We start from the raw sequence: 25,380 nt of genomic DNA on the forward strand, positions 1-25,380 counted from the left end.
GCCGCCGCCGTGTGCGTCAAAAGCCCGGGGCCGGCAGGAACCCCGGCCACCAGGGCGGTACGCCGCCGGGGCAGTCGTACGTCCCGCCGGCCCAGAACAGCGACAGCGCGCACCAGAGAACGGCGGGGAACACCACCGCGCGGGCGAGGGAACGGGGAAGAGACCGGTTCCCCGGGAACGCGCCCACGGCCGCCCAGCACAGCAGCAGCACCGCCCAGAGTCCCGGTATGAACAGGTACAGCAGGAACCCGCTGTCGGCCGCGTTGTTCACCCCCGCGTCGCAGGCGTCCCACGCCCTGCCCAGCACCATGGCCGCGAGCACGGCCGAGGCCAGACCCACCACCGCGCCCAGCCACCCGTGCAGCCGTCCCCACATACGCCCCCCGTTCTCCGCGCGTCCGGGAAATTCTCCCGCACGGCGGATCGGCCCGACCGCCACCACCCCGGGTGCCGCGCCCGCGCGGGCGCGGCACCCCGGCAGCGGCCGGAAGGACCGCCGTCTCCGTCAGTTGTCCCGGTACGCCTCCAGCAGCCGCAGCCACACCTCGCTGAGCGTCGGATACGACGGGACCACGTGCCACAGCCGGCTGACCGGGACATGGCCAGCGACGGCGATCGTCGCCGAGTGGAGGAGTTCACCGACGCCGGGGCCGACGAAGGTGACGCCGCGCAGGATCTCGTCCTCCAGGTCCACGACCATGCGGGCGCGGCCCTTGTAGCCGTCGCCGTACAGGGCCGCCCCGGCGACGGAGGAGAACTCGACGTCGACCGCGCGCACGCGATGGCCGGCCTGTTCCGCCTCGGCGAGGGAGAGGCCGACCGCGGCGGCCTCGGGATCGGTGAACACGACCTGGGGGACGGCCTCGTGGTCGGCGGTGGCCGCGTGGGCGCCCCACGGGCCGTCGAGCAGCGGGGCGCCGGTCGCGCGGGCGCCGATGGCGGCTCCGGCGACGCGGGCCTGGTACTTGCCCTGGTGGGTGAGGAGCGCGCGGTGGTTGACGTCGCCGGCGGCGTACAGCCAGTCGGTGCCCTTGACCAGCAGCGTGTCGTCGACCTCAAGCCAGCCGCCCGGTTCCAGGCCGACGGTGTCCAGGCCGATGTCGTCGGTCTGCGGCACGCGTCCGGTGGCGAAGAGGATCTCGTCGGCCTCGAACCGCTCGCCCGTGCGCGTGAGGACCAGGACGGCGCCGTTCTCCCGGGTGACCGACGCGACGGAGGCACCCGTGCGCACGTCCACGCCGGCCTCGGCGAGGGCCTCGGCGACCAGTTCCCCGGCGAACGGCTCCATGCGGCTGAGCAGGCCCTTGCCGCGCACCAGCATCGTGACCCGGGAGCCGAGCGCCGCCCAGGCGGTGGCCATCTCGGTGGCGACGACACCGCCGCCGACGACGATCAGCCGGCCCGGGGCCGCCTCCGCGCTGGTGGCCTCACGACTGGTCCACGGCCTTACCTCGGCGAGACCGGGCAGGTCGGGCAGCTGGGCGCGGGTGCCGGTGCAGACGGCGACGGCGTGCCGGGCGGTCAGGGTGGTGACGCTGCCGTCGGAGACGGTGACGGTGACCGTGCGGGGGCCCGCGAGGCGGCCGTGGCCGCGGTGGAGGTCGGCGCCGATGCCCTCCACCCAGTCGGCCTGGCCGTCGTCCTGCCAGTGGGAGGTGAAGGTGTCGCGGCGCTCCAGCACGGCCGGGGTGTCGAGGGGGCCCTGGACCGCCGCGGCGAGGCCGGGCAGCCGGCGGGCGTCGGCCTGGGCGATGACCGGCCTGAGCAGCGCCTTGCTGGGCATGCACGCCCAGTAGGAGCACTCGCCGCCGACCAGTTCGCTCTCCACGATCGCGGTGGTGAGGCCGGCCGCGCGGGTGCGGTCGGCGACATTCTCCCCCACGGGCCCGGCCCCGAGCACCACGACGTCGTACGTGATGGTTTCCGATTCCGTCGTTTCCGTCATGGGATCAGTCTGGTGGGTGGTGTGCGCCGTGGCCACATGGGTACGGGCGCCCCACGGGCGCGCGGGTGCGCGAGAGGGATCCGGTGCGCGTGCGCCGTGCCCGGAATAGGCGGCCCGCCGACCGCGTTCTCGCCGTCGGTGACACCCCCACACCAGGAAGAGGGACCCACGCCATGAGCAGCACCGTGGAGCTGACCAAGGACAACTTCGACCAGACGGTCACGGACAACGAGTTCGTGCTCATCGACTTCTGGGCGTCCTGGTGCGGGCCGTGCCGGCAGTTCGCACCGGTGTACGAGAAGGCCGCCGCGGACAACCCGGACCTGGTGTTCGGCAAGGTGGACACCGAGGCCCAGCCGGAACTGGCGCAGGCCTTCGGCATCCAGTCGATCCCGACACTCATGATCGTGCGGGACCGGGTGGCCGTGTTCGCCCAGCCGGGTGCGCTGCCCGAGGCGGCCCTCGCGGACGTCATCGGCCAGGCCCGCGAGCTGGACATGGACGAGGTCCGCAAGAGCATCGCCGCCCAGCAGGGCCAGGCGCGGTAGCCGATCCGGGTGCCGGGGCCGGGTTCAGGTGGACTCGCGTCGTACGACCGAGACGCCGAGGACCCGGTGCGCCTCCGGCTCGCCGCCCGGGGCGCGCACCGCGCGGTCGACCAGGGCGGCGAGGTCGCGACCCGAGGGCAGTTCGATGCGGACGCTGCTCAGCCGGGGCCGCAGCAGCCGCCCGAGCATCAGGTCGTCGGCGCCGATCACGGCCACGTCCTCGGGGATGCGCAACCCCTCGTCCTGGAGGGCGCGCATCAGCAGCATGGCGTACTCGTCGTTGTAGGCGAACACCGCGTCCAACCCGGGCCAGTCGGCGGCGAGCCGGGCGGCGGAACGTTCGGTGTAGGCGAGCGGCACCGCGGTGACGGTCGCCCCGGTGTCGCGCAGCGCCTGCCGGGCGCCGGTGAGCCGGGGCCCCGAATAGACCTCCAGCCCCGGCTCTTCGGGTACGACGACCCCGATGCGACGCCCGCCGCGTTCGTAGAGATGGGCGGCCGCGCACCGGCCCACGGCCTCGTGGTCCATCAGCACGGCGTGCGCTCCCTCGACGCGTTCGGGGCCGAGGGTGACGACCGCGCGGGCGCCGGAGCGCTTGAGGATCCCCACGCCCCGCGGTCCGATCCCGGCGCCGGGCACCAGGACGGCCACGGGCCGCAACTCGGCCCAGGCGCGGGCGGCTTCGTCGCCCTCCAGGCCGACCGATCCGTACTGGACGACGGTGTAGTCGAGCCGGCCCAGGGCGCCCTGGACCTCGTTGAGGAACGTGCCGTAGAGGACTCCGACGGGAACCGCCGGTGCGGGCATGAGGACCGTACGGCTGTGTCCGGCGCGCAGGCTGCGGGCGGCCGCGTGGGGGACGTACCCCAGTTCCCGCGCGGCCTCGTGGACGCGCCGCCGCGTGGGTTCGCTGATCCGCACGGCGCTGGTGTTGTTCAGGACGTAGGACACGGTCGCGCGCGAGACGCCGGCCAGGCGGGCCACATCGGCACTCGTGGGAGTGTTCGGTATCTGCACCATGACAGAGCGCATCTTGGCAGAGCGCCCCACGGGTGGAACGGGCGGGGGACCATGGTTCGCTTTTCGACGAACTCCCGTACACCATAGGGCCGTTCGGAGACCGTCGACGGCCGTTCGGCCCCTTCTCAGGCGGGCGGGTCCGTGCGCGTCACCCGCGCCACCAGGTCCACCCAGCCCGCCTCGACGCGGGACATGGGCATCCCGCGCTGCCGGGTCAGGTGGTGGATCAGCGCGGGGTCGAGCGAGGCGAGCAGGGTCTGGGCCAGCAGGTCGCAGTCGGCGTCCGGCACGATCTGGCGCAGCAGCATGGTGACGTGGGTGCGCAGGGCCTGCGTCGCGGGGTGGGAGAAGCGGCGGCATGCCTCGGGCTGGGCGGCCAGCTGGAGCTCCAGCTGTTCGGCCGAGCGGTAGAGCACCGCGATACCGAACGCCCGCAGCCGCTCCAGGGGCGGCGCCCCCGGGCCGAGCGGCGGGGGCCCGCCGAGGAAGTCGGCCTGGAGCTGCCGGCCGGAGTGGTCGAGCAGGGCCATGAGCAGACCGGTGCGGTCGCCGAAGCGGCGGAAGACCGTGCCCTTGCCCACCCGGGCCGCCGCGGCGACGGCCTCCATGGTGACGCCGGCGACGCCGTGCTCCGCGATCAACCGCGCGGCGGCCTCCAGCAGCCGGGCCCGGTTGCGGGCCGCGTCGGCGCGCAGGCAGGGCTCCTCGGGCGCCGTGCCGAGCTCCAGCAGGGCGGGCGCGTCGGAGGGCTCCTGCGGCTTCGGGAAGGGCGGCGGCGCGCTGGACATGAAGACAGGGTAAAGCACCGGGAACAGAACTGGACCCCGGTCCGGTTAGGGTGGTAGAAATTTAAACGGACCTCGGTCCGGATCGTAACGGCGATGTTTCAGCCCCTGGAGTTCTCCCATGTCTGTTCGTATCCTCGCGCTCGTCGGCAGCCTCCGCGCCGGTTCGCACAACCGTCAGCTGGCCGAGGCGGCCGCCAAGCTCGCCCCCGAGGGCGCCGAGGTCGTGCTCTTCGAGGGCCTGGCCGACGTGCCCTTCTACAACGAGGACATCGACGTCGAGGGCAGTGTCCCGGCCCCGGCCGCGGCCCTGCGTGAGGCCGCCCAGGCCGCCGACGCCTTCCTGCTGTTCTCGCCCGAGTACAACGGCACCATGCCGGCCGTGCTGAAGAACGCCATCGACTGGCTGTCCCGCCCGTACGGCGCCGGCGCCTTCGGCGGCAAGCCCGTCGCCGTGATCGGCACCGCGTTCGGCCAGTACGGCGGCGTGTGGGCCCAGGACGACACCCGCAAGTCGGTCGGCATCGCCGGCGGCAAGGTGATCGAGGACATCAAGCTGTCGATCCCCGGCTCCCTGACCCGCTTCGCGGAGACCCACCCGGTCGACGACGCCGAGGTCGCCGCCCAGCTGACGGAGGTCGTGGCGCGTCTGCACGGCACCGCGACGGAGGCCGCGGCCGCCTGAGCCACGGCTACACCGAAGGGCCGGAGCCCCCGGGCTCCGGCCCTCTCGCGTGTACGGCGGCCGGGGGTACGGTTCCGCGCCGCGCTCGACTTCCGGGGCCGGTCAGGGGTATGCGGACGGTGGCCGTGCCGTGCCAGCCGCCCGAGGAGGAAGCCGTGCCCCTGGTCCCGCCCCCGTTCGACCCCGAGCTGGCCGCGTGCCTGGAGTCGCTCGGGGAGGCGGCCGCGCCCGGGTTCCGTCTGGAGGACCTCGCCGCGGCCCGGCGGGGCACGTGCGCCGGGTCGCCGGACCTCACCCTGGGCGGCGCCTTCGCGGTGGCGGAGCACGCGGTACCGGGACCGCCGGGCGCCCCCGGGGTCCCGCTGCTGGTCTGCCGCCCGGTGGACACGGCGGCCCCGCTGCCGGTGCTCTACCACGTGCACGGCGGCGGCATGATGGCCGGCACCGACCGGGCCGGGGTGGACGTACCGCTCGACTGGGCACGCGAACTGGGCGCGGTGGTGGTCTCGGTGGACTACCGGCTCGCGCCCGAACACCCGCATCCGGCGCCGGTGGAGGACGTGTACGCGGGCCTGCTCTGGGCCGCCGGGCGCGCGGCGGGGATCGGCGGGGACCCGGCGCGGATCGTCGTCACGGGTGCCAGTGCGGGCGGCGGCCTCGCGGCGGCCGCCGCCCTGCTCGCCCGGGACCGCCAAGGGCCTCCCCTGCTGGGCCAGTTGCTGATGAGCCCGATGCTGGACGACCGCAACGACACGGTCTCCAGCCATCAGATGACCGGCACCGGCCTGTGGGACCGCACCGCCAACGAGACCGCCTGGACCGCCCTGTTGGGAGCGGGCCGCGGCGGCCCGGACGTCTCCGCGTACGCCGCCCCGGCCCGCGCCGCCGAACTGTCCGGGCTGCCGCCCGCCTACCTCGACGTCGGCTCGGCCGAGACCTTCCGGGACGAGACGGTCGCCTACGCGTCCCGCCTCTGGCAGGCCGGCGGGGCGGCCGAACTCCACGTCTGGCCGGGCGCGTTCCACGGCTTCGACACCCTCGCCCCCGAGGCGGCGCTGTCCCGGGCGGCGCGGTCGGCCCGACTCGGCTGGCTGCGGCGCCTGTGGACACGGTGAGGCACGGTGAGGCACGGCCCGCGCCGAAATCCCTCCGCCGGCCTTGTCGACGTCACCGTTCGGCAGACCCGTGCCCGGAGCCTCCCGCAGGTACTCGCCGTGACGCCCGACCGTAACCCCGGGCCTCGCCGGGTCCGCCCGTGCGCTCGCCGCGGGGGAGGTGACCTCCCGGGAACTGGTCGAGCGGTGCCTGGCCCGGAGCGAGGCGAGCCGGCCGGCGGCTCGGCGGGGCTCCGCTGCGGGCGGCGCGGCGCGCGGAGGTGGTGTCGCAGCGACGGATCGGCGCCTTCCTCCCGGTACGACGTGCTCCTCACGCCGACCACGGCCGCGCCACCGCCGCGGATCGGCGCTTTGTACGGGCTCGGCGGGACGGCCACGGACCGGGCGATGACCGCCGCGTGTGCGACGAGCAGAACCGCCGGCACATGGAGTTCCTCCACGTCCACGGCGAGTCTGCGCGTGGCCGTGGAACCGCTGGGTCGGCCGGGGTGAACGTGCCCGCGGGCTTCGTCGGCGACGGGCTGCCGGCGGGGGCGCGGTCGCTCGGCCCGGCGGGGAGCGAGCCGCTCCTGGTGTCTCCGGCCGCCCAGTGGGAGGCGGAACCGCGCCGGCACGAGCGGTGGCCGCCGGCACCGGCCGTGGCCGGGGTCAGACCGTGAGCAGACCGACGCCCAGGGCGAGCAGGGCGGCGACCTTGAGGAGTTCCAGGGCCACGTACCAGAGGTGGCTGCGGGAGCGGGGCAGGTCCTCGCCCGCGAGCACCCGGTCGGACCGGCGGTTCAAGTAGGGGCGGACGGCGGCCAGTTGAGCCAGGAGCAGCACCGCCGCGGCCGCCGTGAGGCCGGTGATCGCGGTGGGCGCGCCGTGCGGCGCGACCGCGATGACCACCACGACCGCGAACACCGCCTCGACGGTGTTCAGCGCCCGGAACACCAGTCGGCCGATGCCGAGCCCGACGGGGATGGTCACGCCGGGTGCGCGGAACTTCAGCGGCGCCTCCAGGAAGGAGATGGCCAGCACCATCCCGAGCCAGACGAAGGTGATCGCGGTGGCGACCGCGGCGGACGTGGCGTTCATCGGTGCGTTGCCTTTCCAGTGTCCCGGGGGGCGCCTCGCGCGTCCCGTGGTGCGGAACCCGCCTCGCCGAGGTGGGCGTAGCAGGAGTCGGGTTCGGCGAACGGCTCCAGACCGGTCGCCGTCAGCGGCGCGTCGAGCCGGGCCAGGGCGCCCTGGATCAGGCCGAGGTGCAGGGGGCAGACCAACTGACCGTGTTCCTCGGCGAGTTCGAGGAACGGGCAGTGCCGCAGGCGGATCCGCTCGGGGGCGTTCCGCTCGCCTGCGCCCAAGGCGGGCTCCGGTGTCCGCGGGGCGGGCTCCGGCTCGAAGCCCAGGTCGGCCAGCAGCGTGAGGAGCCGGGTCGCCGATGCCTCGGCCGTCGGCTGTTCGAACGGCGGCAGCGGGTCCACCAGGAAGCGGCCCCACTCCCGGCCCGTCTCCACGGCCTCCTCGCGCGCCCGGTCCGGATCGGCCAGGGCCCAGCGGCTGAGCAGCATCCGCGCCAGCAGCAGGTAGCCGCGCGCGCCGCCGCGGTCCATGCCGGGGCGCACGGCGTACACGGTACGCGGCCGGCCGGGGCCGGTGGGCGCCTCCGCCCGGCGCTCGACCAGGCCGTCGGCCACCAGGGCGTCCAGGTGGAAGCGGACGGTGTTGGGGTGGACGCCCAGGCGCTCGGCCGTCTCGGTCACCCCGAGCGGCGCGGGTGCGGCACGCAGCGCGTCCAGCACGGCACGCCGACGCGGACTCTCCGCCACGTCCCACCTCTCTCACCTGCGCGTATTTTTCACGAATCCTACGTGTGGAAATTGTACGCTTGCTCCTGGAGACCAAGAGCGGCAAGGGGTGCACATGACGTCGGAGTCCGCGGCGGGCGGCGGGTCGAAAGAGGTCGGACAGGTGGAGCCGGTTCCGCGGATGCTGTGCGACGCGCGCGCGCTGGCCGAGGAGCCACCGGTGCCGTCCGGGGTGCTGTGGAAACTCGCCGAGAGCGGCCGCCAGTTGGATGCCAACGTGGTGCGGATCGCGCCGGGCGGGCGGATCGCGGCGCACGCGGAGGCACGGCTGGACGTGCTGCTGCTCGTCGTCGCCGGGGACGGCGTGCTCGGCGCGGGCCGCTCGCAGGAACCGCGGCCGGTCCGCGAGGGTGCCCTGGTGTGGCTGCCGCGCGGCTCCACCCGCAGCATCGCCGCCGGGGAGCAGGGGCTGACCTATCTCACCGTGCACACCCGCCGCCCCGGCATGGCCATCACCGCCCGGCCCGCCGACGGGCCGGCCTGATCCCAGGACCCGTACCGAGGGACGGTCCAGGTACCGACGGGCCGGTCCCGCTCATATGGGGACCGATCCGGACATGGCCCAACCGGCTCACGGCAGGCGCCCGTTGTCCCCCCGCCGGGGACCACTAGGGTGCCCCCGTGAGCACGTTTACCGACACCGCCGAGAACGTCCCCGGCCGCCACGGCCCGCACGCCACCACCGAGGCCGACCCGCGCGAGGTCGGCCGGGTGCGCACCGAGTACTCCCCCGCCCACGACGGCGACCCGGACCCCGGGGAGATCGTGTGGACCTGGGTGCCGTTCGAGGAGAACGACGGCCGGGGCAAGGACCGTCCGGTGCTGGTCGTCGCCCGCGAGGCGGCGGGCTCCTTCCTGGCCGTGCAGTTGTCCAGCAAGCGGCACGACGGCGACCGGGAGTGGGTGGCCATCGGCAGCGGCCCCTGGGACCGCTCGGGCCGGGACTCCTGGGTGGACGTGGACCGGGTGCTGCGCCTGTACGAGGACGGCATGCGCCGCGAGGCGTGCGCCCTGGACCGGATGCGCTTCAACCTGGTCCGGCAGCGGCTGCACGAGCGGTACGGCTGGACCTGACGGCCGGTGCCGGCGGGCCCGCGCCGAGGACCCCGCGGCCCGGTGGGACAGCGCCGCCCGGCGAGGGCCCGCGGCCGCCTCGTGATCGCCCCCGACGCCGGGGGGAACGCCCGCCGCGGCGGGCCCGGGGAGCGGCGCGGCGCCCGCCCGGCCCGCGCCGGGAGCGGCCGAGCGGGGGACGCAGACCAGGCGTGCGCGGCGGGCGGAGCCTAGGTTGGGGGCATATGACCGGCAGCGGCGGGAGGAGGGGCGACATGGCGGCGCAGGTCGATCACGCGGCCCTGTTCGCCGACACGCCGAGTCCGTATCTGGTGCTGGGCCCCGACCTGGTGATCGTGGACGTCAACCGCGCCTATCTGAGGGCGACCGGACGGACGCGGGAGGACCTGGTGGGGCAGCACGTCTTCCAGGCGTTCCCCGACAACCCCGCTGATCCGAACGCCGACGGGGTGCGGAACCTGAGCGTCTCGCTGCACCGGGTCCTGGCCACGCGCAGGCCGGACACCATGGCACTGCAGAAGTACGACATCCCCGTCGCCGACCGGCCCGGCGTGTTCGAGGAACGCTGGTGGTCACCGGTGAACACCCCCGTCCTCGGGCCGGACGGGCAGGTGGCGTGGATCATCCACCGCGTGGAGGACCTGACCGGGTTCGTCAAGGCCCGCCGGGCCGCCCGCCCCGCGGAGGTCCGTGTGGACACGGGCGCGGACGTGACCGAGTCGCTGGAGGCCGAGCTGTACGCGCGGGCGCGCGAGCTCCAGCTCCTGAACGAGGAACTGCGCCAGGCCCACACCCGTGAACGCGAGGTCGCCGTCACCTTGCAGGAGGCCATGCTCCATACCCCCGACCTGGCTCACCACCGGGACATCGCGGTGCGTTACCTGCCGGCGGTCGGTTCGCTGAACGTGTGCGGCGACTGGTACGACATCGTGGACATCCCCCCGGACCGGCTGGCGCTGGCGGTGGGGGACGTCATCGGCCACGGTCTCAAGGCCGCCGCGGTCATGGGCATGCTCCGCAGCGCCCTGTCGGCCGCCATCCGCGCCCTGGAACGCCCCGCGCAGGCCCTGGAGGTACTGGGCCTGTACGCACGCTCGATCGACGGCGCCCTGGGCACCACGGCGGCCAAGGTGATCGTCGACCAGCGCAGCCTCCTGATCACCTACAGCAATGCCGGGCACCCGCCCCCGGTCCTGGTGCACGCCGACGGGCGGACCGAGCTGCTGGACCAGGCGACCGACCCGCCGCTGGGCACGCGGCCGCAGCACGTGCCCCGCCCCCAGGCGAGCGCGCAGTACAAGCCGGGCGACACCTTGGTGCTGTACACGGACGGCCTGATCGAGCGCCGCGACGAGGACATCGACACCGGCCTGGACCGCCTGACCGGCGTTCTCGCCGAACACCGCCACCTGGGGGCCGAGCAGCTCGCCGACACGGTACTGGCCCGTCTCGGGGTGGCCAGCGGCGGCAGGGACGACGTGGCCCTCATCGTCGTCCGGCTCTGAGTACCGGACGGACCGAGCGGGGCGCCGCCGCCTCGGCACGTTCCGCCCGCGCCCGGCAAGTGGGCGGACTCGCGCCCATGGGTACCCGGCCCAGCAGAGGCGAGGAGGTGTCGACGTGAACGGGCATTCCGGCGGCCGCGAGGAGGGCCGGCCCGCGCTGCCGCCGCTCGTGGGCGACGAACAGCTCGACCGGCTCCAGCAGAGCCTGCGGCAGGTCGCCCATACGCACGGCCGGATGCGCTCCCTCCTGGACGCGGTGCTGACCATCAGCGCCGCGCTGGACCTCCAGGTGGTGCTGCGCACCATCACCGAGTCGGCGCGCGAGCTGGTCGACGCCCGATACGCGGCCATCGGCGTCCTGAACGACGCCGGGGAGTTCACCGATCTGATCACCTCCGGGTTCGGAGCCGACCATGTCCGCGGAGAGGACGGCGTCGAGCTCCCGCACGGCACCGGGCTGCTCGGCGAACTGGTCCGCCACCCCGAGCCGCTCCGGGTGGACGACCTCGCCACCCACCCCAAGGCCGCGGGCTTCCCCGAAGACCATCCGGTCATGACCACCCTGCTCGGGGTGCCGATCCAGGTACGCGACGCCATCTACGGCAACCTCTACCTCGCCGACAAACAGGACGGCTCCTTCACCCAGGAGGACGAGGAGATGGTCACCGCCCTGGCCGGCGCGGCCGGTGTGGCGATCGAGAACGCCCGCCTCTACCAGCGCCTGCGGCAGGCCACCGAGGAGTTCCAGCGCCGCCTGCTGCCGACGCTCCCCGACCTGCCGGGACTCCGGTTGCAGGCCCGCTACCAGCCCTCGACCGAGGCCCCCCGCATCGGAGGCGACTGGTACGACCTGATCCACCTGCCGGATCAGGTGCCCTGCCTGATGGTCGGCGACGTCATGGGCCACGGCATCGAGGCGGCCACCATCATGAGCCAGATCAGCAACATGCTCCGCGTCATCGCCTTCGACGAGCAGGAGCCGCCCAGTCGCATCCTGCACCGCCTCGACGACGTCCTGCACCACCTGCACGGCGGCCCCATGGCCACCGTCGTCATCGCCCGCCTCGAACCCGTCCCCTCCGGAGGCAGGCTCGTGCGCTGGTCGAGCGCCGGCCATCTGCCGCCGCTGATCGTCACGCCCGACCACCGGGCCCGCCACCTCTTTGAGGACATCGGCCTGCCCCTCGGCGTCGACCCCGATCTGCCCCGCCCCGACCACGAGTGCACCCTGCCGGCGGGCGCCGGCATCCTGCTGCACACCGACGGCCTGGTCGAAGAGCGCGGCCACTCCATCGACGCCGGCATGCGCCAGGCCGCGGCAACGGCCGCCGAGCACGCCGACGACCCGCTGCCCGAGCTGTGCGACGCCCTGCTCGCCCACCGTCGGGGCACCTACCACGACGACGTCGCGCTCCTCGCCGCCCGGCTGACCTCGTGAACCCCGCCGCGGCCGGACCGGCGGTCCAGCCGGCCGAGCGGCCCCCTGCCCGGTCGCCGCGGGCCGCGCCGGCCGCCGTCCGGTCGTCGCCGAGTCCCGTCTCAGGCCCCGAGCCCCGCGAACGCCCGGACGAACGCCTCCCGCACCGTCGCGCCGGGTGTCCGGTCCAGCACGCCGAACACGACGTGCTCGAAAGTCCGCTCGAACCGGCCCCCGGGGCCGAGCGGTCCCCGGAACGCCTCCGCGACCTGCGCCGGGTCGTTCTGGAAGACACCGCAGCCCCAGGCGCCCAGCACCAGCCGCCGGTAGCCCTGGGCCGCGGCCGTCTCCAGTACCCGCTCGGCCCGTGCGGCGAGGGCGCCCGGGATCTCGGCGGCGCGTCCGGGCGCGGTGCGCCGCAGGACGCCCGCGTTGGGCGCGGCGGCGGTCAGGAAGCCCGCGCGGTAGGGCTCGGCCAGCAGCCGCCCGCGGTCGTCGCGGAAGACGGGGACGCCCGGACTGTGGATCACCCGGTCGGAGTAGAGCGGGTCCCGGTGGGCACGGTGGTGATCGTAGAACTCCCTGGCCTCCAGCAGGCATGTGTACAGCGCGGAGGCGCGGCACAGGGCCTCTTCCTGGGCCTGGGCGCCGTTCAGATAGCCGCCGCCCGGGTTTCTGGCCGAGGAGAAGTTCAGGACGGCGACCGGGGCGTCGGCCAGCCGGCGGGCCGCCTCCAGGCTGCTCTCGCCGGTCACCTCGACGGCCGTGTCCAGACCGGGCGACGGCGGCACCTCGACCGGCCCGGGGCCGTACATCCGGGTGCCGGCGCGGGCGGCCGCCGTCGCGTCCGCGAGGGGCACCTCCCGGCCGTCGGGCCCCCGGTAGGACCCCGCGGCCACGATCTGCTCCGTCTCCGTGGCGATCCCGCGCAGGCGTGCGCTCACGGCGCCACCCCCGTGGACGCCCTGACCGCGGCCCGCGCGGTCTCCCCCGTTGTGCTCACACAGGCATCCTGAGTGATGCTGGTGAGGCGGTGCAACGGAGTTTCCCGGCCCGGGAGCCCCGCCGGACGCACGGACGGTCGCGAAGGCGATCGGTCCAAAACGCCCGGAAGGGCGGTCTTGTGCGATCCGGCACGAGGGTCTTGGGTGGGACGAGTGCCGGCCCGGCCGACCGACCGCCGGGCCGGAGACATGGTGGAATCTCAGGAGGATCCCGACATGTCCGATGCGATGACGGAGGGTGGCGACGGTACGGGGCACCGTACGACCGTCACCGAGGCCGAGGTGGACGCCCTGGTCCAGGGCATCTGCTTCAAGACCGGCCCGCCCCGCGCCCTCGGTGTGGAGCTGGAGTGGCTCGTCCACGAGCGGGACCGGCCACAGCACCCCGTGACACCCGGACGACTTCGCGCGGCCTACACGGCCGTGCGTGCCCTACCCCTCGGTTCGGCGCTCACCGTCGAACCCGGCGGCCAGCTGGAGCTGAGCTCGCCGCCCGCCGCCTCCCTGATGGAGTGCGTGGGCACCGTCTCCGCCGACCTCGCGGCCGTACGCGCCGTCCTCGCCGAGGACGGCCTCGTCCTCGTCGGTCTCGGCCACGACCCCTTCCGTCTCCCGGAGCGGTTCCTGCACGAGCCCCGGTACGACGCGATGGAGCTCTGCCTGGACCGCACGGGTCCGGCCGGCCGGCACATGATGCGCGCCTCCGCCTCCGTGCAGGTCTGCGTGGACGCGGGCCACGAGGAACCGGGCCCGCTGGGGCTCGGCCGGCGCTGGTGGCTGGCGCACCAGTTGGGCGCGGTCCTGGTGGCCGCGTTCGCCAACTCCCCGCTGATGGGGCGGCTGCCCACGGGCTGGCTGTCCACCCGGCAGCTGATGTGGACGGAGATCGGCGCGGACCGGGCGGGCGCGCCCCCGCCGTACGGGGAGCCGCGTTCCGCGTGGGCCCGGCACGTACTGGACTCCCCGGTGATGTGCGTCCGTGCGGACGACGGGCCGTGGGAGGTGCCCGAGCGGCTGACCTTCCGCGAGTGGACACGCGCGCACCGTCCCCGGCCACCCACCCGGGCGGACCTCGACTACCACCTGACCACCCTCTTCCCGCCGGTGAGGCCGCGCGGCCATCTGGAACTGCGGATGATCGACGCGCAGCCGGGCGAGGACGGCTGGATCGTGCCGCTCGCGGTGACGGCGGCGCTCTTCGACGATCCGCAGGCCGCCGAGACCGCCTACCGGTGCGTGAAACCCCTCGCCGAGCGGGCCCTCAACCTGCCCGCCCCGCACAACCCGCTGTGGACCGACGCGGCCCGGCGGGGGCTCGCCGACCCGGAGCTGCGCGAGGCGGCCGTCGTCTGCTTCGCGGCGGCGCTGGACGCCCTGCCCCGGCTCGGCGCCACCGCCGAGGTGACGGACGCCGTCGCGGGGTACCTGGAGCGCTATGTCGCCCGGGGCCGCTGCCCGGCCGACGACCTGCTGGACGCGTCGCCCGGCGTCCGCCTCGCCCCGGCCGGGAGCGGCCCCGCCGCCCACGGCAGGAAGGACACCCCCTCATGACCGCCCCGAAGGCCGACACCACGACCGCGGAACCGGACACCGAGGCCCTGCGCGAGCGCGCGCTGGCCTCGCTCACCACCGCCCGGGACCGCACCACCTTGCTGACCACCTGTGTGGAGGAGGCGGAACTCGTCGCGCAGCACTCGCCGTTGATGTCCCCGCTGGTGTGGGACCTCGCGCACATCGGCAACCAGGAGGAGCTGTGGCTGCTGCGGACGGTAGGCGGCCGGGAGGCGATGCGCCCCGAGATCGACGGCCTGTACGACGCCTTCGAGCATCCGCGGTCGGAGCGGCCCTCGCTGCCGCTGCTGCCGCCCGCCGAGGCCCGGCGCTACGCGGCCGAGGTGCGCGGGCGGGTCATGGACCTGCTGGCGGCCGCCGACTTCCGGGGCACCCGGCTGACCGAGGCCGGCTTCGCCTTCGGCATGATCGCGCAGCACGAACAGCAGCATGACGAGACGATGCTGATCACCCATCAGCTCCGCACGGGCCCGCCGGCCCTGACCGCGCCGGACCCGGAGCCGGGCCCGCCGTTCACGGGCCCGGCCGAGGTCCTCGTCCCCGGCGGGCCGTTCACCATGGGCACCTCCGGTGAGCCGTGGGCGCTGGACAACGAACGCCCCGCGCACCCGCGGGAGGTGGCGCCGTTCTGGATCGACACCACGCCGGTGACGAACGCGGCGTACCAGGAGTTCGTCGAGGACGGCGGCTACGACACCGAGCGCTGGTGGGCGCCGGAGGGCTGGGCGCACATCCGGCGGCACGGCATCACCGCGCCGCTGTTCTGGCACCGGGACGGGGAGCACTGGCTGCGCCGCCGCTTCGGCGCCACGGAGGTGGTCGCGCCCGACGAGCCGGTGCTGCACGTGTGCTGGTACGAGGCCGACGCCTACGCCCGCTGGGCCGGGCGCCGGCTGCCCACCGAGGCGGAGTGGGAGAAGGCCGCCCGCCACGACCCGGCCACCGGCCGCTCCCGGCGCTACCCCTGGGGTGACGCCGACCCGGCGCCGGAGCACGCCAACCTCGGCCAGCGCCACCTGGGACCCGCCCCGGCCGGTAGCTATCCGGCCGGGGAATCCCCGCTCGGGATACGGCAGTTGATCGGCGACGTGTGGGAGTGGACGGCGAGCGACTTCCTGCCCTACCCGGGCTTCCGGGCGTTCCCGTACAAGGAGTACTCGGAGGTGTTCTTCGGCTCCGAGTACAAGGTGCTGCGCGGCGGTTCGTTCGCCGTGGACCCGGTGGCCTGCCGGGGCACCTTCCGCAACTGGGACTATCCGATCCGGCGGCAGATCTTCTCCGGGTTCCGCACCGCCCGCTCGGAGTCGCTCTGATGTGCCGCCACCTCGCCTATCTGGGACCGCGGTCCCCGCTGGAGCGGCTGCTGACGAAGCCCCCGCACAGTCTGCTCCGGCAGTCGTGGGCGCCGCGGCGGCAGCGGTACGGCACGGTCAACGCCGACGGGTTCGGGGTGGGCTGGTACGCCCCCGGGGACCCGGTGCCCGCCCGCTACCGCCGGGCCGGGCCGATCTGGGCGGACCTGTCCTTCGCCGACCTGGCCCGGGTCGTGCGCTCCGGCGCGGTGCTCGCCGCCGTCCGGGACGCGACCCTCGCGGGCGCGGACGCGGAGGCCGCGGCGGCCCCGTTCGCCTCGGGGAGCTGGCTGTTCAGCCACAACGGGGTGGTCGCGGGCTGGCCGGACGCGGCGGCGCCCCTGGTGGCCACGCTGCCCCCGGTCGACCTGCTCTCGCTGCCCGCGCGCAATGACTCGGCGTTCGTCTGGGCCCTGGTCCTGCACCGGCTGCGCGCGGGCCAGGACCCGGACCGGGCCCTGGCCGAGACGGTGCGCGAGGTCGCGCGGGCCGCACCCGCCTCCCGGCTGAACCTGCTGCTGACGGACGGCACCGCCATCGCCGCCACCGCCTGGGGCGACAGCCTCTGGTACCGCACGGAGCCCGGCCGGGGCACGGTCGTCGCCTCCGAGCCGTACGACGACGACCCGCTGTGGCGGGAGGTCCCCGACCGCACCGTGCTCACCGCGGACAGCACCGGTGTGCTGCTCGCCCCGGCGGCGGAGCCTGCCGCCGTACCCCCTAAGGAGCCCTGCACGTGAGCCCTCTGCACGTCACCCGCACCCTCCCCGAGGACGCGACGGAGGCCGCGCTGCGCGCCGATGTCCGCCGTGGTCTGACCGACGAGCCCAAGTGGCTGCCGCCGAAGTGGTTCTACGACGCCCGGGGCAGCGAACTCTTCGACCGGATCACCGAGCTGCCCGAGTACTACCCCACACGCGCCGAGCGGGAGATCCTGGCCGCCCGCTCCGGTGAGATCGCCGCCGCGAGCCGCGCCCGGACGCTGGTCGAGCTGGGCTCCGGCTCCTCGGAGAAGACCCGCCATCTGCTCGACGCGCTCACCTCGCTCATCGCGTACGTCCCGGTCGACGTCAGCGAGAGCGCCCTCACCCGGGCGGGACAGGCGCTCATCGCGGAGCGCCCGGACCTCGAAGTGCACGCGCTGATCGCCGACTTCACCGCGCCGCTCGTCCTGCCCGCGACGCCGGGCCCCCGGCTGCTGGCCTTCCTCGGCGGTACCATCGGCAATCTGCTGCCCGCCGAACGCGCCGCGTTCCTCGCGTCCGTGCGCGCCCTGCTCGACCCCGGCGACGGACTCCTGCTCGGCACCGACCTGGTCAAGGACGAGCGGGTGCTGGTGCGGGCGTACGACGACGCGGCCGGGGTGACGGCCGCGTTCGACAAGAACGTGCTGAACGTCGTCAACCGCGAACTGGGCGCCGACTTCGACCCGGACGCCTTCGAGCACGTGGCGCTGTGGGACGCCCGCCACGAGTGGATCGAGATGCGGCTGCGCGCGCGCACCGCGCAGACGGTGAAGGTGCCGGCGCTGGATCTCGCGGTGGAGTTCGCGGCGGGCGAGGAGCTGCGCACCGAGGTGTCGGCCAAGTTCCGCAAGGACGGGGTGGGCCGGGAACTGGCCGCCGCGGAACTGGAGCTGACACACTGGTGGACGGACGCGCAGGACCGGTTCGCACTGTCGCTGAGCGTGGCGCGGTGAGCCGGGGCCCGGCGCGGTGAGCCAGGGCGTCAGAGGTCCGGCGCGAGTTCCCCGGTGATCCTGCGCGAGGCCCAGCGCGCCTCCGTCGCCGCGTCGGCCCCGTTCAGGACCCTGGTCATGTACTGCTTGATCGGGTTGTCGGCCTCGACGTCCGCCCACTGAGGGGTGTTGGGGGTCGCCCGTCCGTGCGCCGCGCCCACGGCCATGGCGGCGACCCCCTCCGCACCGGAGACGGCGGTGGCCAGCGAGGTCTTGTTGGGCACGTAGTTCATGGTGCGGGCGAGTTCGGTGTCCCACTTGGCGCCGGTGAGCGCCCCGACCACGGCCGTCGCGGCGAACTGGTCCTCCGTGTTCCGCGGCACCACCAGGTCGGAGTCGCCGGTGAACACGGCACCGGGTCGCGCGGCGGTCGGTCCGGGCACCGGGAAGTAGCCGATCGACCCCTTGAGCCGGGGGTTCTGCCGCACGATCGCCTGGGCGAGCCCCGGTACGGCGACGATCTGCGCGACCTTGCCGCCGGCGAACACCCCGGCCTGGGGCGGGTGTTCCTCGTCCGCGCCCTTGGGGCCGGCGCCCAGCGACTGGAGCCGCAGGTAGAAGTCCATGCCGCGCAGCGCGGCCGGGGTGTCCAGGGCGCCCTTCCACTGGAAGTCGTCGACCTTCCGGGCGAGGTCGCCGCCCTCGTCCCAGACGAAGCCGGAGAGCGTGTACCAGCCCTGTCCGGCCAGGTAGATCCCCTGGTCGCCGCCGGAGTCGAGCTTCTCCGTGTCGGTGAGCCATTCGGCGCGGGTGCGCGGCGGGCGGGTGATGCCGGCCTCGGCGAACAGGTCCTCGCGGCAGATGACGACGCGGTTGGCGGCGTACCACGGGATGCCGTACTGCTGGTTGCCGTCCTTGCCGGGTTCGGCGAGGCCCGGCAGCCAGTCGTCCTTGCCCCAGTCGCGCATCGACTCCAGCGTCGGATCGGCGAGCCGGCCGCCGTCGGCGTACAGCGGCACCTGGGTGTTGCCGGCCTCGATCACGTCGGGCGCGTCGCCCGAGGTGTCCGCGAGCGCCTTGCGGACCTTCGTCACGATGCCGGTCCGGTCCTGGACTCGGATGTCCAGCCGCAGGTTCGGGTGCGTGCGCTCGAAGTCCGCGGTGAAGCGGTCGAGGAAGTCGGCCGAGGCGCTGTCCTGCATCAGCCACACGGTGACGGTCTCGCGCTGTTGGGTGCCGGGGAGCGCGCCACAGCCGCCGACGAGGCAGCCGGTGGCACAACCGAGGGCGAGCAGACGACGTCTCACGAGGGGTCCTGTTCTGTCCGGCATGGCGGATGCGCACAGGGGGTGGGGGCCCGACGTGGGGGGCGAGCACGCGTGCTCGTACGGGTGTGGCTGGATTTTGATATGGACCAATGCGGAGGTCAAGGGCTACCAACGGTCACGACTGCTCGCCGTGCGGAGCGGGCCGGGATGCGGCACGGTGGAGTACGGCGTGTCCCTCCGGCCCAAGGAGCCCCCGATGACGAACCACACGTACCGGGTCACCGAGATCGTCGGCACCTCGCACGAGGGCGTCGACCAGGCCATCCGCAACGGCATCGCGCGCGCCGGCCGGACCCTGCGCAACCTGGACTGGTTCGAGGTGACACAGATCCGCGGGCAGCTCGAGAACGGGCAGATCGAGCACTATCAGGTGGGTCTGAAGGTGGGCTTCCGCATCGAGGACGGCGACTGACCGCCCCCGCCCGAACGGGGCCCCCGAAACCCACCGGGTCCCGGTCGCCCTTCCCCCCGGTCTCGCTAAGACCGTACGACCGTCACGTGCGCCCCTCCTTCTCCTGCGCCTCCCTCAGCGCGTCGGACCCCTCGGCCCAGCGGGCCCGCACCACGGTGAATCCGGCGCGCTCGGCGTCGTCGCAGACCAGTGCGTCGTCGTCCACGAGGAAGCGCACCTCACGGCCCCGAGCCAGCCGGCGCAGGGTCGCGAGCTTGGTGAACCGGGCCGGCCTGCGGTCCGCGTCGCCCCGCATGTGCAGGTCCCCCGCGGGCAGCCGGTGCGCGGCGAGCCAGTCCCGGGTGTCGCGGCGGTACCGCTCCGGACGGCCGGTCAGGTAGACGATCTCGCAGTCCCGGGCGCTCTCGCGGGCCAGCGCGACGCCCTCGGCGAGCGGCGGGTCCGCGGGCGCGGCGGCGAAGAAACCGTCCCAGTCCTTGGGCCGCGCCCGCAGGAAGTGCTGCCGGTGGGCGGTGTCAGCCAGCGTGTTGTCGAGGTCGAACACGGCGATCGGCCGTACGTTGCTGTCGCTCACACCAAAACCCTAGCCACACGCGGGAATCCGCGGGCCCGCACGGCGTTGAACCGAGGGTGAGCAGCTCAGTGATCGCCCGGACCCGGTTCTCCGTCCTCGACCGCTCCCGCGTCCGCCAGGGACACCCGCCCGCCGAGGCGCTGCGGGACACCGTGGCGCTGGCGCGGGCGGCGGAGGCGCTCGGCTACCACCGGTTCTGGGTCTCGGAGCACCACGGCGTGCCGGGCGTCGCCGGTTCCGCCCCGACCGTGCTGGCCGCCGCGGTGGCCTCCGCCACCCGCACGATCCGGGTGGGCACCGGCGGGGTGATGCTGCCCAACCACCGGCCGTTCGTCGTCGCCGAGCAGTTCGGGGTGCTGGAGTCGCTGTTCCCGGGGAGGATCGACATGGGCCTCGGGCGTTCGGTGGGCTTCACCGACGGGGTGCGCCGGGCGCTCGGCCGGGACAAGGAGGACGCCGAGGACTTCGGGGCCCAGCTCGGCGAGCTGCTCGACTGGTTCACCGGGGCCTCGCCGACGGGGGTGCGCGCCCGGCCCGCGGACGGCCTGCGGGTGCCGCCGTTCGTACTGGCCCTGCGCGAGGGCGCGGCGATCGCGGCGCGGGCCGGGCTGCCGCTGGTCATCGGGGACCTGCGTGACCGGGAGCGGCTGCTGCGCGGCGTCGAACGCTACCGCGCGGGGTTCCGCCCCTCCCCCTGGGCGGCCGAGCCGTACGTGGTGGTCTCGGGGGCGGTCGCGGTCGCCGGCACCGAGGAGGCGGCGCGGCGGCTGCTGGTCCCGGAGGCCTGGTCGATGGCGTACGCCCGCACCCACGGCACCTTCCCGCCGCTGGCCCCGGCCGGGGAGACCGAGGCCCGCGCGATGACGGCGCGGGAGCGTGAGGCGTACGGCGCCCAGCTCGCCGGGCAGCTCGCGGGCACCCCGGAGCAGGTCGCCCACGAGCTGGAGACGGTCCTGAAGGAGACCGGTGCGGACGAGGTGCTGGTCACGACCAGCAGCTACGACCGTACGGCGCTGCTGGACTCCTACCGTCTGCTGGCCGCGCTCTTCGCCCCGGTCCCCTGACGCCGAGGCGGCGTCCCGAGATGCGGGCGGGGCCCGCGCCGGTGAACCTGGGAGGGCAGAACCGCAAGCGACGAGGAGGACCGCCATGTCCTTCATGGACAAGATCAAGGGCATGCTCAAGGGCCATGAGGGCATGGCCGACAAGGGCATCGACAAGGGCGGCGACTACGTCGACCAGCGCACCGGGAACAAGTACCAGAAGCCGGTCGACACCGCCCAGGACAAGGCGCGGGACGAGTTCGGCACCCGGCAGGACCCGGGCAACCCTCCGCGGCCCTAGGGAGCGGGGGCCGATAAGGTGTGTCCTCCATGCACCACAGCCCCCATGACCCCTTCGTCCGCGTCCGCGGCGCCCGTGAGCACAACCTCAAGGGCGTCGACGTGGACGTCCCGCGCGACGTACTCGCCGTCTTCACCGGTGTGTCCGGCTCGGGGAAGTCGTCCCTGGCGTTCGGCACCGTCTACGCCGAGGCCCAGCGCCGCTACTTCGAGTCGGTCGCGCCGTACGCGCGCCGCCTGATCCACCAGGTCGGCGCGCCCAAGGTCGGCGAGATCACCGGCCTGCCGCCCGCGGTCTCGCTCCAGCAGCGCCGCGCGGCCCCCACGTCGCGCTCCTCGGTGGGCACGGTCACCAACCTCTCCAACTCGCTGCGCATGCTGTTCTCGCGCGCCGGTGACTACCCGCCGGGGGCAGAGCGGCTGGACTCCGACGCGTTCTCGCCGAACACGGCGGCGGGCGCCTGCCCCCGGTGCCATGGCCTCGGGCAGGTCCACGACACCAGCGAGGAGCTGCTGGTGCCCGATCCCTCGCTGTCCGTGCGCGAGGGCGCGATCGCCGCGTGGCCGGGCGCCTGGCAGGGCAAGAACCTGCGGGACATCCTGGACGCGCTCGGCTACGACGTGGACCGGCCGTGGCGTGAACTGCCCGCCGATCAGCGGCGATGGATCCTGTTCACGGACGAGCAGCCGGTCGTCACGGTGCACCCGGTGCGGGACGCGGACCGTATCCAGCGCCCGTACCAGGGCACGTACACGAGCGCCCGCCGCTACGTGCTCAAGACGTTCTCCGACACCAAGTCGCCGACCCTGCGCACCAAGGCGGAGCGCTTCTTGACCAGCGCGCCCTGCGCGGGGTGCGGGGGCAGCCGGCTGCGGCCCGAGGCCCTGGCGGTGACGTTCGGCGGCCGTACCATCGCCGAGCTGGCCGCGCTGCCGCTGACCGGCCTCGCGGAACTGCTCGACGCCCGCACGGAGACGGCCCGCGTCCTCACCGAGGACCTGAAGTCCCGGATCGCGCCGGTGGTCGAACTGGGCCTGGGCTACCTGAGCCTGGACCGCTCCACCCCGACCCTCTCGGCGGGCGAGCTGCAACGGCTGCGGCTCGCCACGCAGTTGAGGTCCGGGCTGTTCGGTGTGGTGTACGTGCTGGACGAGCCGTCCGCGGGACTGCACCCGGCGGACACCGAGGCGCTGATCACCGTGCTGGCGCGGCTGAAGGCGGCGGGCAACTCGGTGTTCGTGGTGGAGCACCATCTGGAGGTGGTGCGCGGTGCCGACTGGCTGGTGGACGTGGGCCCCGGCGCGGGTGAGCACGGCGGACGCGTGCTGTACAGCGGTCCGCCGGCCGAGCTGGCGTCGGTCGAGGAGTCGGCGACGGCCGCGTTCCTCTTCGACGAGGCGCCGGGCCCCGCGCGTGAAGTCCGCGAGCCGCGTGGCTGGTTGAGGGTCGGCCCGGTGACCCGGCACAACCTGCGCGAGGTGACGGCCGCGTTCCCGCTGGGCGCGTTCACCGCCGTCACCGGGGTCTCCGGTTCCGGGAAGTCCACGCTCATCGGAGAGCTGACGGAGGACCTCGATGGCGTGGAACGCCTGGTGCGGGTGGACCAGAAGCCGATCGGCCGCACCCCGCGCTCCAACCTGGCGACGTACACGGGTCTGTTCGACGTCGTTCGGAAGGTGTTCGCTGCTACGGACGAGGCGCGCGGGCGCGGGTACGGCGTCGGGCGGTTCTCCTTCAATGTCGCCGGGGGGCGCTGCGAGACGTGCCAGGGCGAGGGGTTCGTCAGCGTCGAGCTGCTGTTCCTGCCGAGCACGTACGCGCCCTGCCCGGACTGCGCCGGCGCCCGCTACGCCCCGGAGACGCTCCAGGTGGCGTACCGGGGGCGGAACATCGCGGAGGTGCTGGACCTGACGGTGGAGGCGGCGGCGGAGTTCTTCGCCGATGTCCCGGCCGCCGCCCGCAGCCTCGGCACGCTCCTCGACGTCGGCCTCGGCTATCTGCGCCTCGGCCAGCCCGCGACCGAGTTGTCCGGCGGGGAGGCCCAGCGGATCAAGCTGGCGAGCGAACTCCAGCGCGGCCGCCGCGGCCGCACCCTGTACCTGCTGGACGAGCCGACCACCGGACTGCACCCGGCCGACGTCGAGGTGCTGATGGACCGGCTGCACGGACTGGTCGACGCCGGGCACACGGTCGTGGTGGTCGAGCACGACATGACGGTGGTCGCGGGCGCCGACTGGGTGATCGACCTCGGACCGGGCGGCGGCGACCGGGGCGGCCGTGTCGTCGCCGCGGGGCCACCGCGCCGGGTGGCGCGGGCGGAGGGCAGCGCGACGGCGCCGTATCTGGCGCGGGTGATGCCCTAGGAACGCTCCCCCACAACACCCTGGGGACCCCGCCGCGCCCGGTGTCCCGCCCGGCTCGTCCCCTGCGGGCCGGTCGCGGGGGCCTGCGCGAGGGGTCGTACGACGGTGGGGTGGCCGTTGACCAGGGCCGCGTGGGTCCAGGCCGGGCCGGGGAGGATCGGCTGGGCCGCCGCGGCGAGGGCGCGGCGGTCGGGGTGGGTGCCCGGCGCGATCACCGGACGCACCTCCACCTCGGCGACCAGACCCCGGGTCCGGGCCACCCGCCACAGAGAGGCGAGCAGGGTGTCCTCGCCGACGAAGGCGGCGGCCGTACCGGTGCCGCCGTCCTCCAGCCAGTACCGCAGTCCGACCGGCTGCACGGGGACGCCCGCGTCCAGCGCGGCCTGGAAGACGGCCCGGTGGAAGCGGCCGTGGGCGCGCCCGCACCACGTGCTGCCCTCCGGGAACGCGGCCACCGCGGAGCCCCCGCGCAGGGCTTCGGTGATCGTCGCCACCGTGCCGGGCAGGGCGCGCAGCCGGTCCCGGTCGATGAAGAGGGTGCCGCCCCGCGCGGCCAGCGCGCCCGCCACCGGCCACCGGCGTATCTCGGTCTTGCCGAGCATCCTGGCCGGTCGTACGGCGGCGAGCAGCGGGATGTCCAGCCAGGAGACATGGTTGGCCACCAGCAGCAGCCCGCCGTCCGGCGCGGCCGCGCCGGTGACGCGCACCCGCACCCCGGTGGCCCGCACGACCGCCCGGCACCAGCGCCCGACCCACTCGGCGGGAATCCTCCGCCGCAAGCGGGGGCACCCCCGGCCGAGGAGGGACAGGGCGATCCCGGCCAGCACCAGGGCGGCGACGGCGGTCAGCCGCAGGAGGGCGCGGGGTACGGCCGCGGCGGCGGGCGCCGGCTCCACGCAGGCGTCCGGGGTGCAGGGCGCGGTGGGCAGCCAGACGCTCATCAGGCCGGCACGAGGGAGAGGAAGTGCCGCAGATAGCGCGGGTTGACCCGGCGCATCGACAGCAGCACGTACAGGTCGGCGACCCCGAAGTCCGGGTCGTGCGCGGGCTCGCCGCACACCCAGGCGCCGAGGCGGAGGTAGCCGCGCAGCAGAGCGGGCAGTTCGGTGCGTCCGGCGGGGACCTCGGCGTTCGGGGTCCAGGGCGCGAGCGGCCGTACCCGGAACTCCTCGGGCGCCAGGTGCTTGTCACGCACCCGGTCCCAGGTGCCGGTGGCGAGGGCGCCGCCGTCGGCGAGCGGTATCGAGCAGCAGCCGGCCAGCCACTCGTGGCCGCGGTCGGTCATGTAGCGGGCTATGCCGGCCCAGATCAGGCCGATGACCGCGCCGTCGCGGTGGTCCGGATGCACGCAGGAGCGGCCGACCTCGACCAGGCCGGGCCGGATGGCGTCCAGCGCGTCCAGCGCGAACTCGCCCTCGGAGTACAGCCGTCCGGCGACCGCGGCCCGCTCGGGCGGCAGCAGCCGGTAGGTACCGACGACCTGCCCGGTCACGGTGTCGCGGACCAGCAGGTGATCGCAGTGGGCGTCGAAGGCGTCGATGTCGAGGCCCGGCCGCGGGGTGGCGAGGACGGCGCCCATCTCCCCGGCGAAGACGTCGTGCCGCAGCCGCTGCGCGGCGCGCACGTCGTCCTCGTCGCGGGCGAGCGTGACGGTGTAGCGGGCGGGTGCCGCGGGCTGCGGGGGACGGTCGAGGGTGGAAACGCCGGTCATGGCTCTCTCCTGGTCGCGGGGCCGGTTCGGCGGCAGCGGCGGCGGACCGGTGATACGGCCCGCCGCTCCTGTTCTTCCGACGCCGGTTGACCGGCGCG

Annotated in this window: 26 protein-coding genes and 1 pseudogene; 16 read left to right on the top strand and 11 right to left on the bottom strand. The window is 74.5% G+C overall.

Translation table 11 applies throughout. The features are described from left to right. Positions 1-16: 16 nt before the first annotated feature. Together QSK45_RS15970 and QSK45_RS15975 are read right to left on the bottom strand one after the other, a co-directional pair. Entirely contained in the window at positions 17-376 is a 360-nt protein-coding gene (locus QSK45_RS15970; RefSeq protein ID WP_285557342.1) for a hypothetical protein, read from the bottom strand. Between the two features lie 129 nt (positions 377-505). Continuing rightward, positions 506-1,945 carry a dihydrolipoyl dehydrogenase family protein gene (locus tag QSK45_RS15975; protein ID WP_285557343.1) on the bottom strand — a complete coding sequence of 480 codons (1,440 nt, stop codon included), beginning with the start codon at positions 1,943-1,945 and terminating at the stop codon, positions 506-508. A 173-nt stretch (positions 1,946-2,118) separates the two neighbouring features. Between QSK45_RS15975 and trxA the strand changes: the two genes are divergently transcribed. After that, positions 2,119-2,493 carry a thioredoxin gene (trxA, locus tag QSK45_RS15980; RefSeq protein WP_285557344.1) on the top strand — a complete coding sequence of 125 codons (375 nt, stop codon included), beginning with the start codon at positions 2,119-2,121 and terminating at the stop codon, positions 2,491-2,493. 24 nt (positions 2,494-2,517) lie between these two features. On the opposite strand, the gene QSK45_RS15985 is transcribed toward trxA, so the two are convergent. Then, complete coding sequence (locus tag QSK45_RS15985) at positions 2,518-3,513, bottom strand: LacI family DNA-binding transcriptional regulator (RefSeq protein WP_285557345.1); 996 nt, start codon at positions 3,511-3,513, stop codon at positions 2,518-2,520. Positions 3,514-3,638: 125 nt separating this feature from the next. Continuing rightward, the gene (locus QSK45_RS15990) at positions 3,639-4,319 is read right to left on the bottom strand and encodes a TetR/AcrR family transcriptional regulator (RefSeq protein WP_285557346.1); all 681 of its coding nucleotides are present in this window, start codon (positions 4,317-4,319) and stop codon (positions 3,639-3,641) included. A 100-nt stretch (positions 4,320-4,419) separates the two neighbouring features. Here QSK45_RS15990 and QSK45_RS15995 point away from each other — a divergent pair, with 100 nt between their 5' ends. From QSK45_RS15995 to QSK45_RS16005, 3 genes and pseudogenes are all read left to right on the top strand, one after another. Beyond that, positions 4,420-4,983 carry an NAD(P)H-dependent oxidoreductase gene (locus QSK45_RS15995; protein ID WP_285557347.1) on the top strand — a complete coding sequence of 188 codons (564 nt, stop codon included), beginning with the start codon at positions 4,420-4,422 and terminating at the stop codon, positions 4,981-4,983. Positions 4,984-5,093: 110 nt separating this feature from the next. Further along, positions 5,094-6,098, top strand: coding sequence for an alpha/beta hydrolase (locus QSK45_RS16000; RefSeq protein WP_490993576.1), 1,005 nt, complete (start codon positions 5,094-5,096; stop codon positions 6,096-6,098). 200 nt (positions 6,099-6,298) lie between these two features. Further along, positions 6,299-6,757, top strand: a pseudogene (locus tag QSK45_RS16005) (amidase family protein); the annotation flags it as partial. On the opposite strand, the gene QSK45_RS16010 reads toward QSK45_RS16005, so the two are convergent. Together QSK45_RS16010 and QSK45_RS16015 are read right to left on the bottom strand one after the other, a co-directional pair. After that, positions 6,747-7,175 carry a hypothetical protein gene (locus tag QSK45_RS16010; protein WP_285557349.1) on the bottom strand — a complete coding sequence of 143 codons (429 nt, stop codon included), beginning with the start codon at positions 7,173-7,175 and terminating at the stop codon, positions 6,747-6,749. The pseudogene QSK45_RS16005 and the gene QSK45_RS16010 overlap by 11 nt on opposite strands. Further along, positions 7,172-7,909: a helix-turn-helix transcriptional regulator gene (locus tag QSK45_RS16015; protein ID WP_285557350.1), complete on the bottom strand. Its 738-nt coding sequence runs from the start codon at positions 7,907-7,909 to the stop codon at positions 7,172-7,174. Before QSK45_RS16015 ends, QSK45_RS16010 begins: the two co-directional genes overlap by 4 nt. Positions 7,910-8,003: 94 nt before the next feature. Between QSK45_RS16015 and QSK45_RS16020 the strand changes: the two genes are divergently transcribed. The 4 genes from QSK45_RS16020 to QSK45_RS16035 all read left to right on the top strand — a co-directional run bounded on the left by QSK45_RS16020 (position 8,004) and on the right by QSK45_RS16035 (position 11,965). Then, a complete protein-coding gene (locus QSK45_RS16020; RefSeq protein ID WP_285557351.1) occupies positions 8,004-8,432 on the top strand; it encodes a cupin domain-containing protein in 429 nt (142 codons plus the stop codon). A 137-nt stretch (positions 8,433-8,569) separates the two neighbouring features. Further along, the gene (locus QSK45_RS16025) at positions 8,570-9,022 is read left to right on the top strand and encodes a type II toxin-antitoxin system PemK/MazF family toxin (protein WP_285557352.1); all 453 of its coding nucleotides are present in this window, start codon (positions 8,570-8,572) and stop codon (positions 9,020-9,022) included. Between the two features lie 254 nt (positions 9,023-9,276). Then, positions 9,277-10,527 carry a PP2C family protein-serine/threonine phosphatase gene (locus QSK45_RS16030; RefSeq protein WP_285557353.1) on the top strand — a complete coding sequence of 417 codons (1,251 nt, stop codon included), beginning with the start codon at positions 9,277-9,279 and terminating at the stop codon, positions 10,525-10,527. Positions 10,528-10,642: 115 nt separating this feature from the next. After that, the gene (locus QSK45_RS16035; RefSeq protein WP_285557354.1) at positions 10,643-11,965 is read left to right on the top strand and encodes a PP2C family protein-serine/threonine phosphatase; all 1,323 of its coding nucleotides are present in this window, start codon (positions 10,643-10,645) and stop codon (positions 11,963-11,965) included. Between the two features lie 101 nt (positions 11,966-12,066). Here QSK45_RS16035 and QSK45_RS16040 read toward each other — a convergent pair whose 3' ends face one another. Beyond that, the gene (locus QSK45_RS16040; protein WP_285557355.1) at positions 12,067-12,888 is read right to left on the bottom strand and encodes a TIGR02452 family protein; all 822 of its coding nucleotides are present in this window, start codon (positions 12,886-12,888) and stop codon (positions 12,067-12,069) included. A gap of 276 nt (positions 12,889-13,164) precedes the next feature. Between QSK45_RS16040 and egtA the strand changes: the two genes are divergently transcribed. From egtA to egtD, 4 genes are read left to right on the top strand one after another with little or no spacing between them, the layout of a single operon-like run. Continuing rightward, entirely contained in the window at positions 13,165-14,499 is a 1,335-nt protein-coding gene (egtA, locus tag QSK45_RS16045) for an ergothioneine biosynthesis glutamate--cysteine ligase EgtA (protein ID WP_285557356.1), read from the top strand. Then, complete coding sequence (gene egtB, locus QSK45_RS16050; protein WP_285557357.1) at positions 14,496-15,833, top strand: ergothioneine biosynthesis protein EgtB; 1,338 nt, start codon at positions 14,496-14,498, stop codon at positions 15,831-15,833. Before egtA ends, egtB begins: the two co-directional genes overlap by 4 nt. Further along, the gene (gene egtC, locus QSK45_RS16055) at positions 15,833-16,612 is read left to right on the top strand and encodes an ergothioneine biosynthesis protein EgtC (protein ID WP_285557358.1); all 780 of its coding nucleotides are present in this window, start codon (positions 15,833-15,835) and stop codon (positions 16,610-16,612) included. The genes egtB and egtC overlap by 1 nt, the downstream gene beginning before the upstream one ends. Next, positions 16,609-17,571 carry an L-histidine N(alpha)-methyltransferase gene (gene egtD, locus QSK45_RS16060; protein WP_285557359.1) on the top strand — a complete coding sequence of 321 codons (963 nt, stop codon included), beginning with the start codon at positions 16,609-16,611 and terminating at the stop codon, positions 17,569-17,571. Before egtC ends, egtD begins: the two co-directional genes overlap by 4 nt. 29 nt (positions 17,572-17,600) lie before the next feature. On the opposite strand, the gene QSK45_RS16065 is transcribed toward egtD, so the two are convergent. Next, a complete protein-coding gene (locus QSK45_RS16065; protein WP_285557360.1) occupies positions 17,601-18,857 on the bottom strand; it encodes an extracellular solute-binding protein in 1,257 nt (418 codons plus the stop codon). Positions 18,858-19,074: 217 nt separating this feature from the next. Here QSK45_RS16065 and QSK45_RS16070 point away from each other — a divergent pair, with 217 nt between their 5' ends. Further along, positions 19,075-19,290, top strand: coding sequence for a dodecin (locus QSK45_RS16070; protein WP_285557361.1), 216 nt, complete (start codon positions 19,075-19,077; stop codon positions 19,288-19,290). Between the two features lie 82 nt (positions 19,291-19,372). On the opposite strand, the gene QSK45_RS16075 is transcribed toward QSK45_RS16070, so the two are convergent. Then, positions 19,373-19,864 (bottom strand): phosphatase domain-containing protein, encoded by a 492-nt coding sequence (locus QSK45_RS16075; RefSeq protein WP_285557362.1) that lies wholly within the window; start codon positions 19,862-19,864, stop codon positions 19,373-19,375. Positions 19,865-19,920: 56 nt separating this feature from the next. Between QSK45_RS16075 and QSK45_RS16080 the strand changes: the two genes are divergently transcribed. The 3 genes from QSK45_RS16080 (at position 19,921) to QSK45_RS16090 (ending at position 23,571) form a co-directional block, all read left to right on the top strand. Further along, entirely contained in the window at positions 19,921-20,928 is a 1,008-nt protein-coding gene (locus QSK45_RS16080) for an LLM class flavin-dependent oxidoreductase (protein ID WP_285557363.1), read from the top strand. Positions 20,929-21,013: 85 nt separating this feature from the next. Beyond that, on the top strand, positions 21,014-21,208 hold the full coding sequence (locus tag QSK45_RS16085; protein WP_285557364.1) for an antitoxin: 195 nt from the start codon (positions 21,014-21,016) through the stop codon (positions 21,206-21,208). 29 nt (positions 21,209-21,237) lie between these two features. Continuing rightward, the gene (locus QSK45_RS16090; protein ID WP_285557365.1) at positions 21,238-23,571 is read left to right on the top strand and encodes an ATP-binding cassette domain-containing protein; all 2,334 of its coding nucleotides are present in this window, start codon (positions 21,238-21,240) and stop codon (positions 23,569-23,571) included. Here QSK45_RS16090 and QSK45_RS16095 read toward each other — a convergent pair. Next, entirely contained in the window at positions 23,568-24,512 is a 945-nt protein-coding gene (locus QSK45_RS16095) for a lysophospholipid acyltransferase family protein (protein ID WP_285557366.1), read from the bottom strand. The two genes, QSK45_RS16090 and QSK45_RS16095, sit on opposite strands and share 4 nt — an antisense overlap. Continuing rightward, on the bottom strand, positions 24,512-25,282 hold the full coding sequence (locus QSK45_RS16100) for a GNAT family N-acetyltransferase (protein ID WP_285557368.1): 771 nt from the start codon (positions 25,280-25,282) through the stop codon (positions 24,512-24,514). Before QSK45_RS16100 ends, QSK45_RS16095 begins: the two co-directional genes overlap by 1 nt. Between the last annotated feature and the right edge of the window lie 98 nt (positions 25,283-25,380).

Source organism: Streptomyces hygroscopicus subsp. hygroscopicus (assembly GCF_030269125.1).
Lineage (GTDB): Bacteria > Actinomycetota > Actinomycetes > Streptomycetales > Streptomycetaceae > Streptomyces > Streptomyces hygroscopicus_C.

Bases quoted from the DNA above. Each gene is read 5' to 3' on its own strand.
- QSK45_RS15970 (WP_285557342.1), bottom strand. From the start codon at position 376: ATGTGGGGACGGCTGCACGGGTGGCTGGGCGCGGTGGTGGGTCTGGCC.
- QSK45_RS15975 (WP_285557343.1), bottom strand. From the start codon at position 1,945: ATGACGGAAACGACGGAATCGGAAACCATCACGTACGACGTCGTGGTG.
- trxA (WP_285557344.1), top strand. From the start codon at position 2,119: ATGAGCAGCACCGTGGAGCTGACCAAGGACAACTTCGACCAGACGGTC.
- QSK45_RS15985 (WP_285557345.1), bottom strand. From the start codon at position 3,513: ATGGTGCAGATACCGAACACTCCCACGAGTGCCGATGTGGCCCGCCTG.
- QSK45_RS15995 (WP_285557347.1), top strand. From the start codon at position 4,420: ATGTCTGTTCGTATCCTCGCGCTCGTCGGCAGCCTCCGCGCCGGTTCG.
- QSK45_RS16000 (WP_490993576.1), top strand. From the start codon at position 5,094: ATGCGGACGGTGGCCGTGCCGTGCCAGCCGCCCGAGGAGGAAGCCGTG.
- QSK45_RS16010 (WP_285557349.1), bottom strand. From the start codon at position 7,175: ATGAACGCCACGTCCGCCGCGGTCGCCACCGCGATCACCTTCGTCTGG.
- QSK45_RS16020 (WP_285557351.1), top strand. From the start codon at position 8,004: ATGACGTCGGAGTCCGCGGCGGGCGGCGGGTCGAAAGAGGTCGGACAG.
- QSK45_RS16030 (WP_285557353.1), top strand. From the start codon at position 9,277: ATGGCGGCGCAGGTCGATCACGCGGCCCTGTTCGCCGACACGCCGAGT.
- egtA (WP_285557356.1), top strand. From the start codon at position 13,165: ATGTCCGATGCGATGACGGAGGGTGGCGACGGTACGGGGCACCGTACG.
- egtB (WP_285557357.1), top strand. From the start codon at position 14,496: ATGACCGCCCCGAAGGCCGACACCACGACCGCGGAACCGGACACCGAG.
- egtC (WP_285557358.1), top strand. From the start codon at position 15,833: ATGTGCCGCCACCTCGCCTATCTGGGACCGCGGTCCCCGCTGGAGCGG.
- QSK45_RS16070 (WP_285557361.1), top strand. From the start codon at position 19,075: ATGACGAACCACACGTACCGGGTCACCGAGATCGTCGGCACCTCGCAC.
- QSK45_RS16085 (WP_285557364.1), top strand. From the start codon at position 21,014: ATGTCCTTCATGGACAAGATCAAGGGCATGCTCAAGGGCCATGAGGGC.
- QSK45_RS16090 (WP_285557365.1), top strand. From the start codon at position 21,238: ATGCACCACAGCCCCCATGACCCCTTCGTCCGCGTCCGCGGCGCCCGT.
- QSK45_RS16095 (WP_285557366.1), bottom strand. From the start codon at position 24,512: ATGAGCGTCTGGCTGCCCACCGCGCCCTGCACCCCGGACGCCTGCGTG.
- QSK45_RS16100 (WP_285557368.1), bottom strand. From the start codon at position 25,282: ATGACCGGCGTTTCCACCCTCGACCGTCCCCCGCAGCCCGCGGCACCC.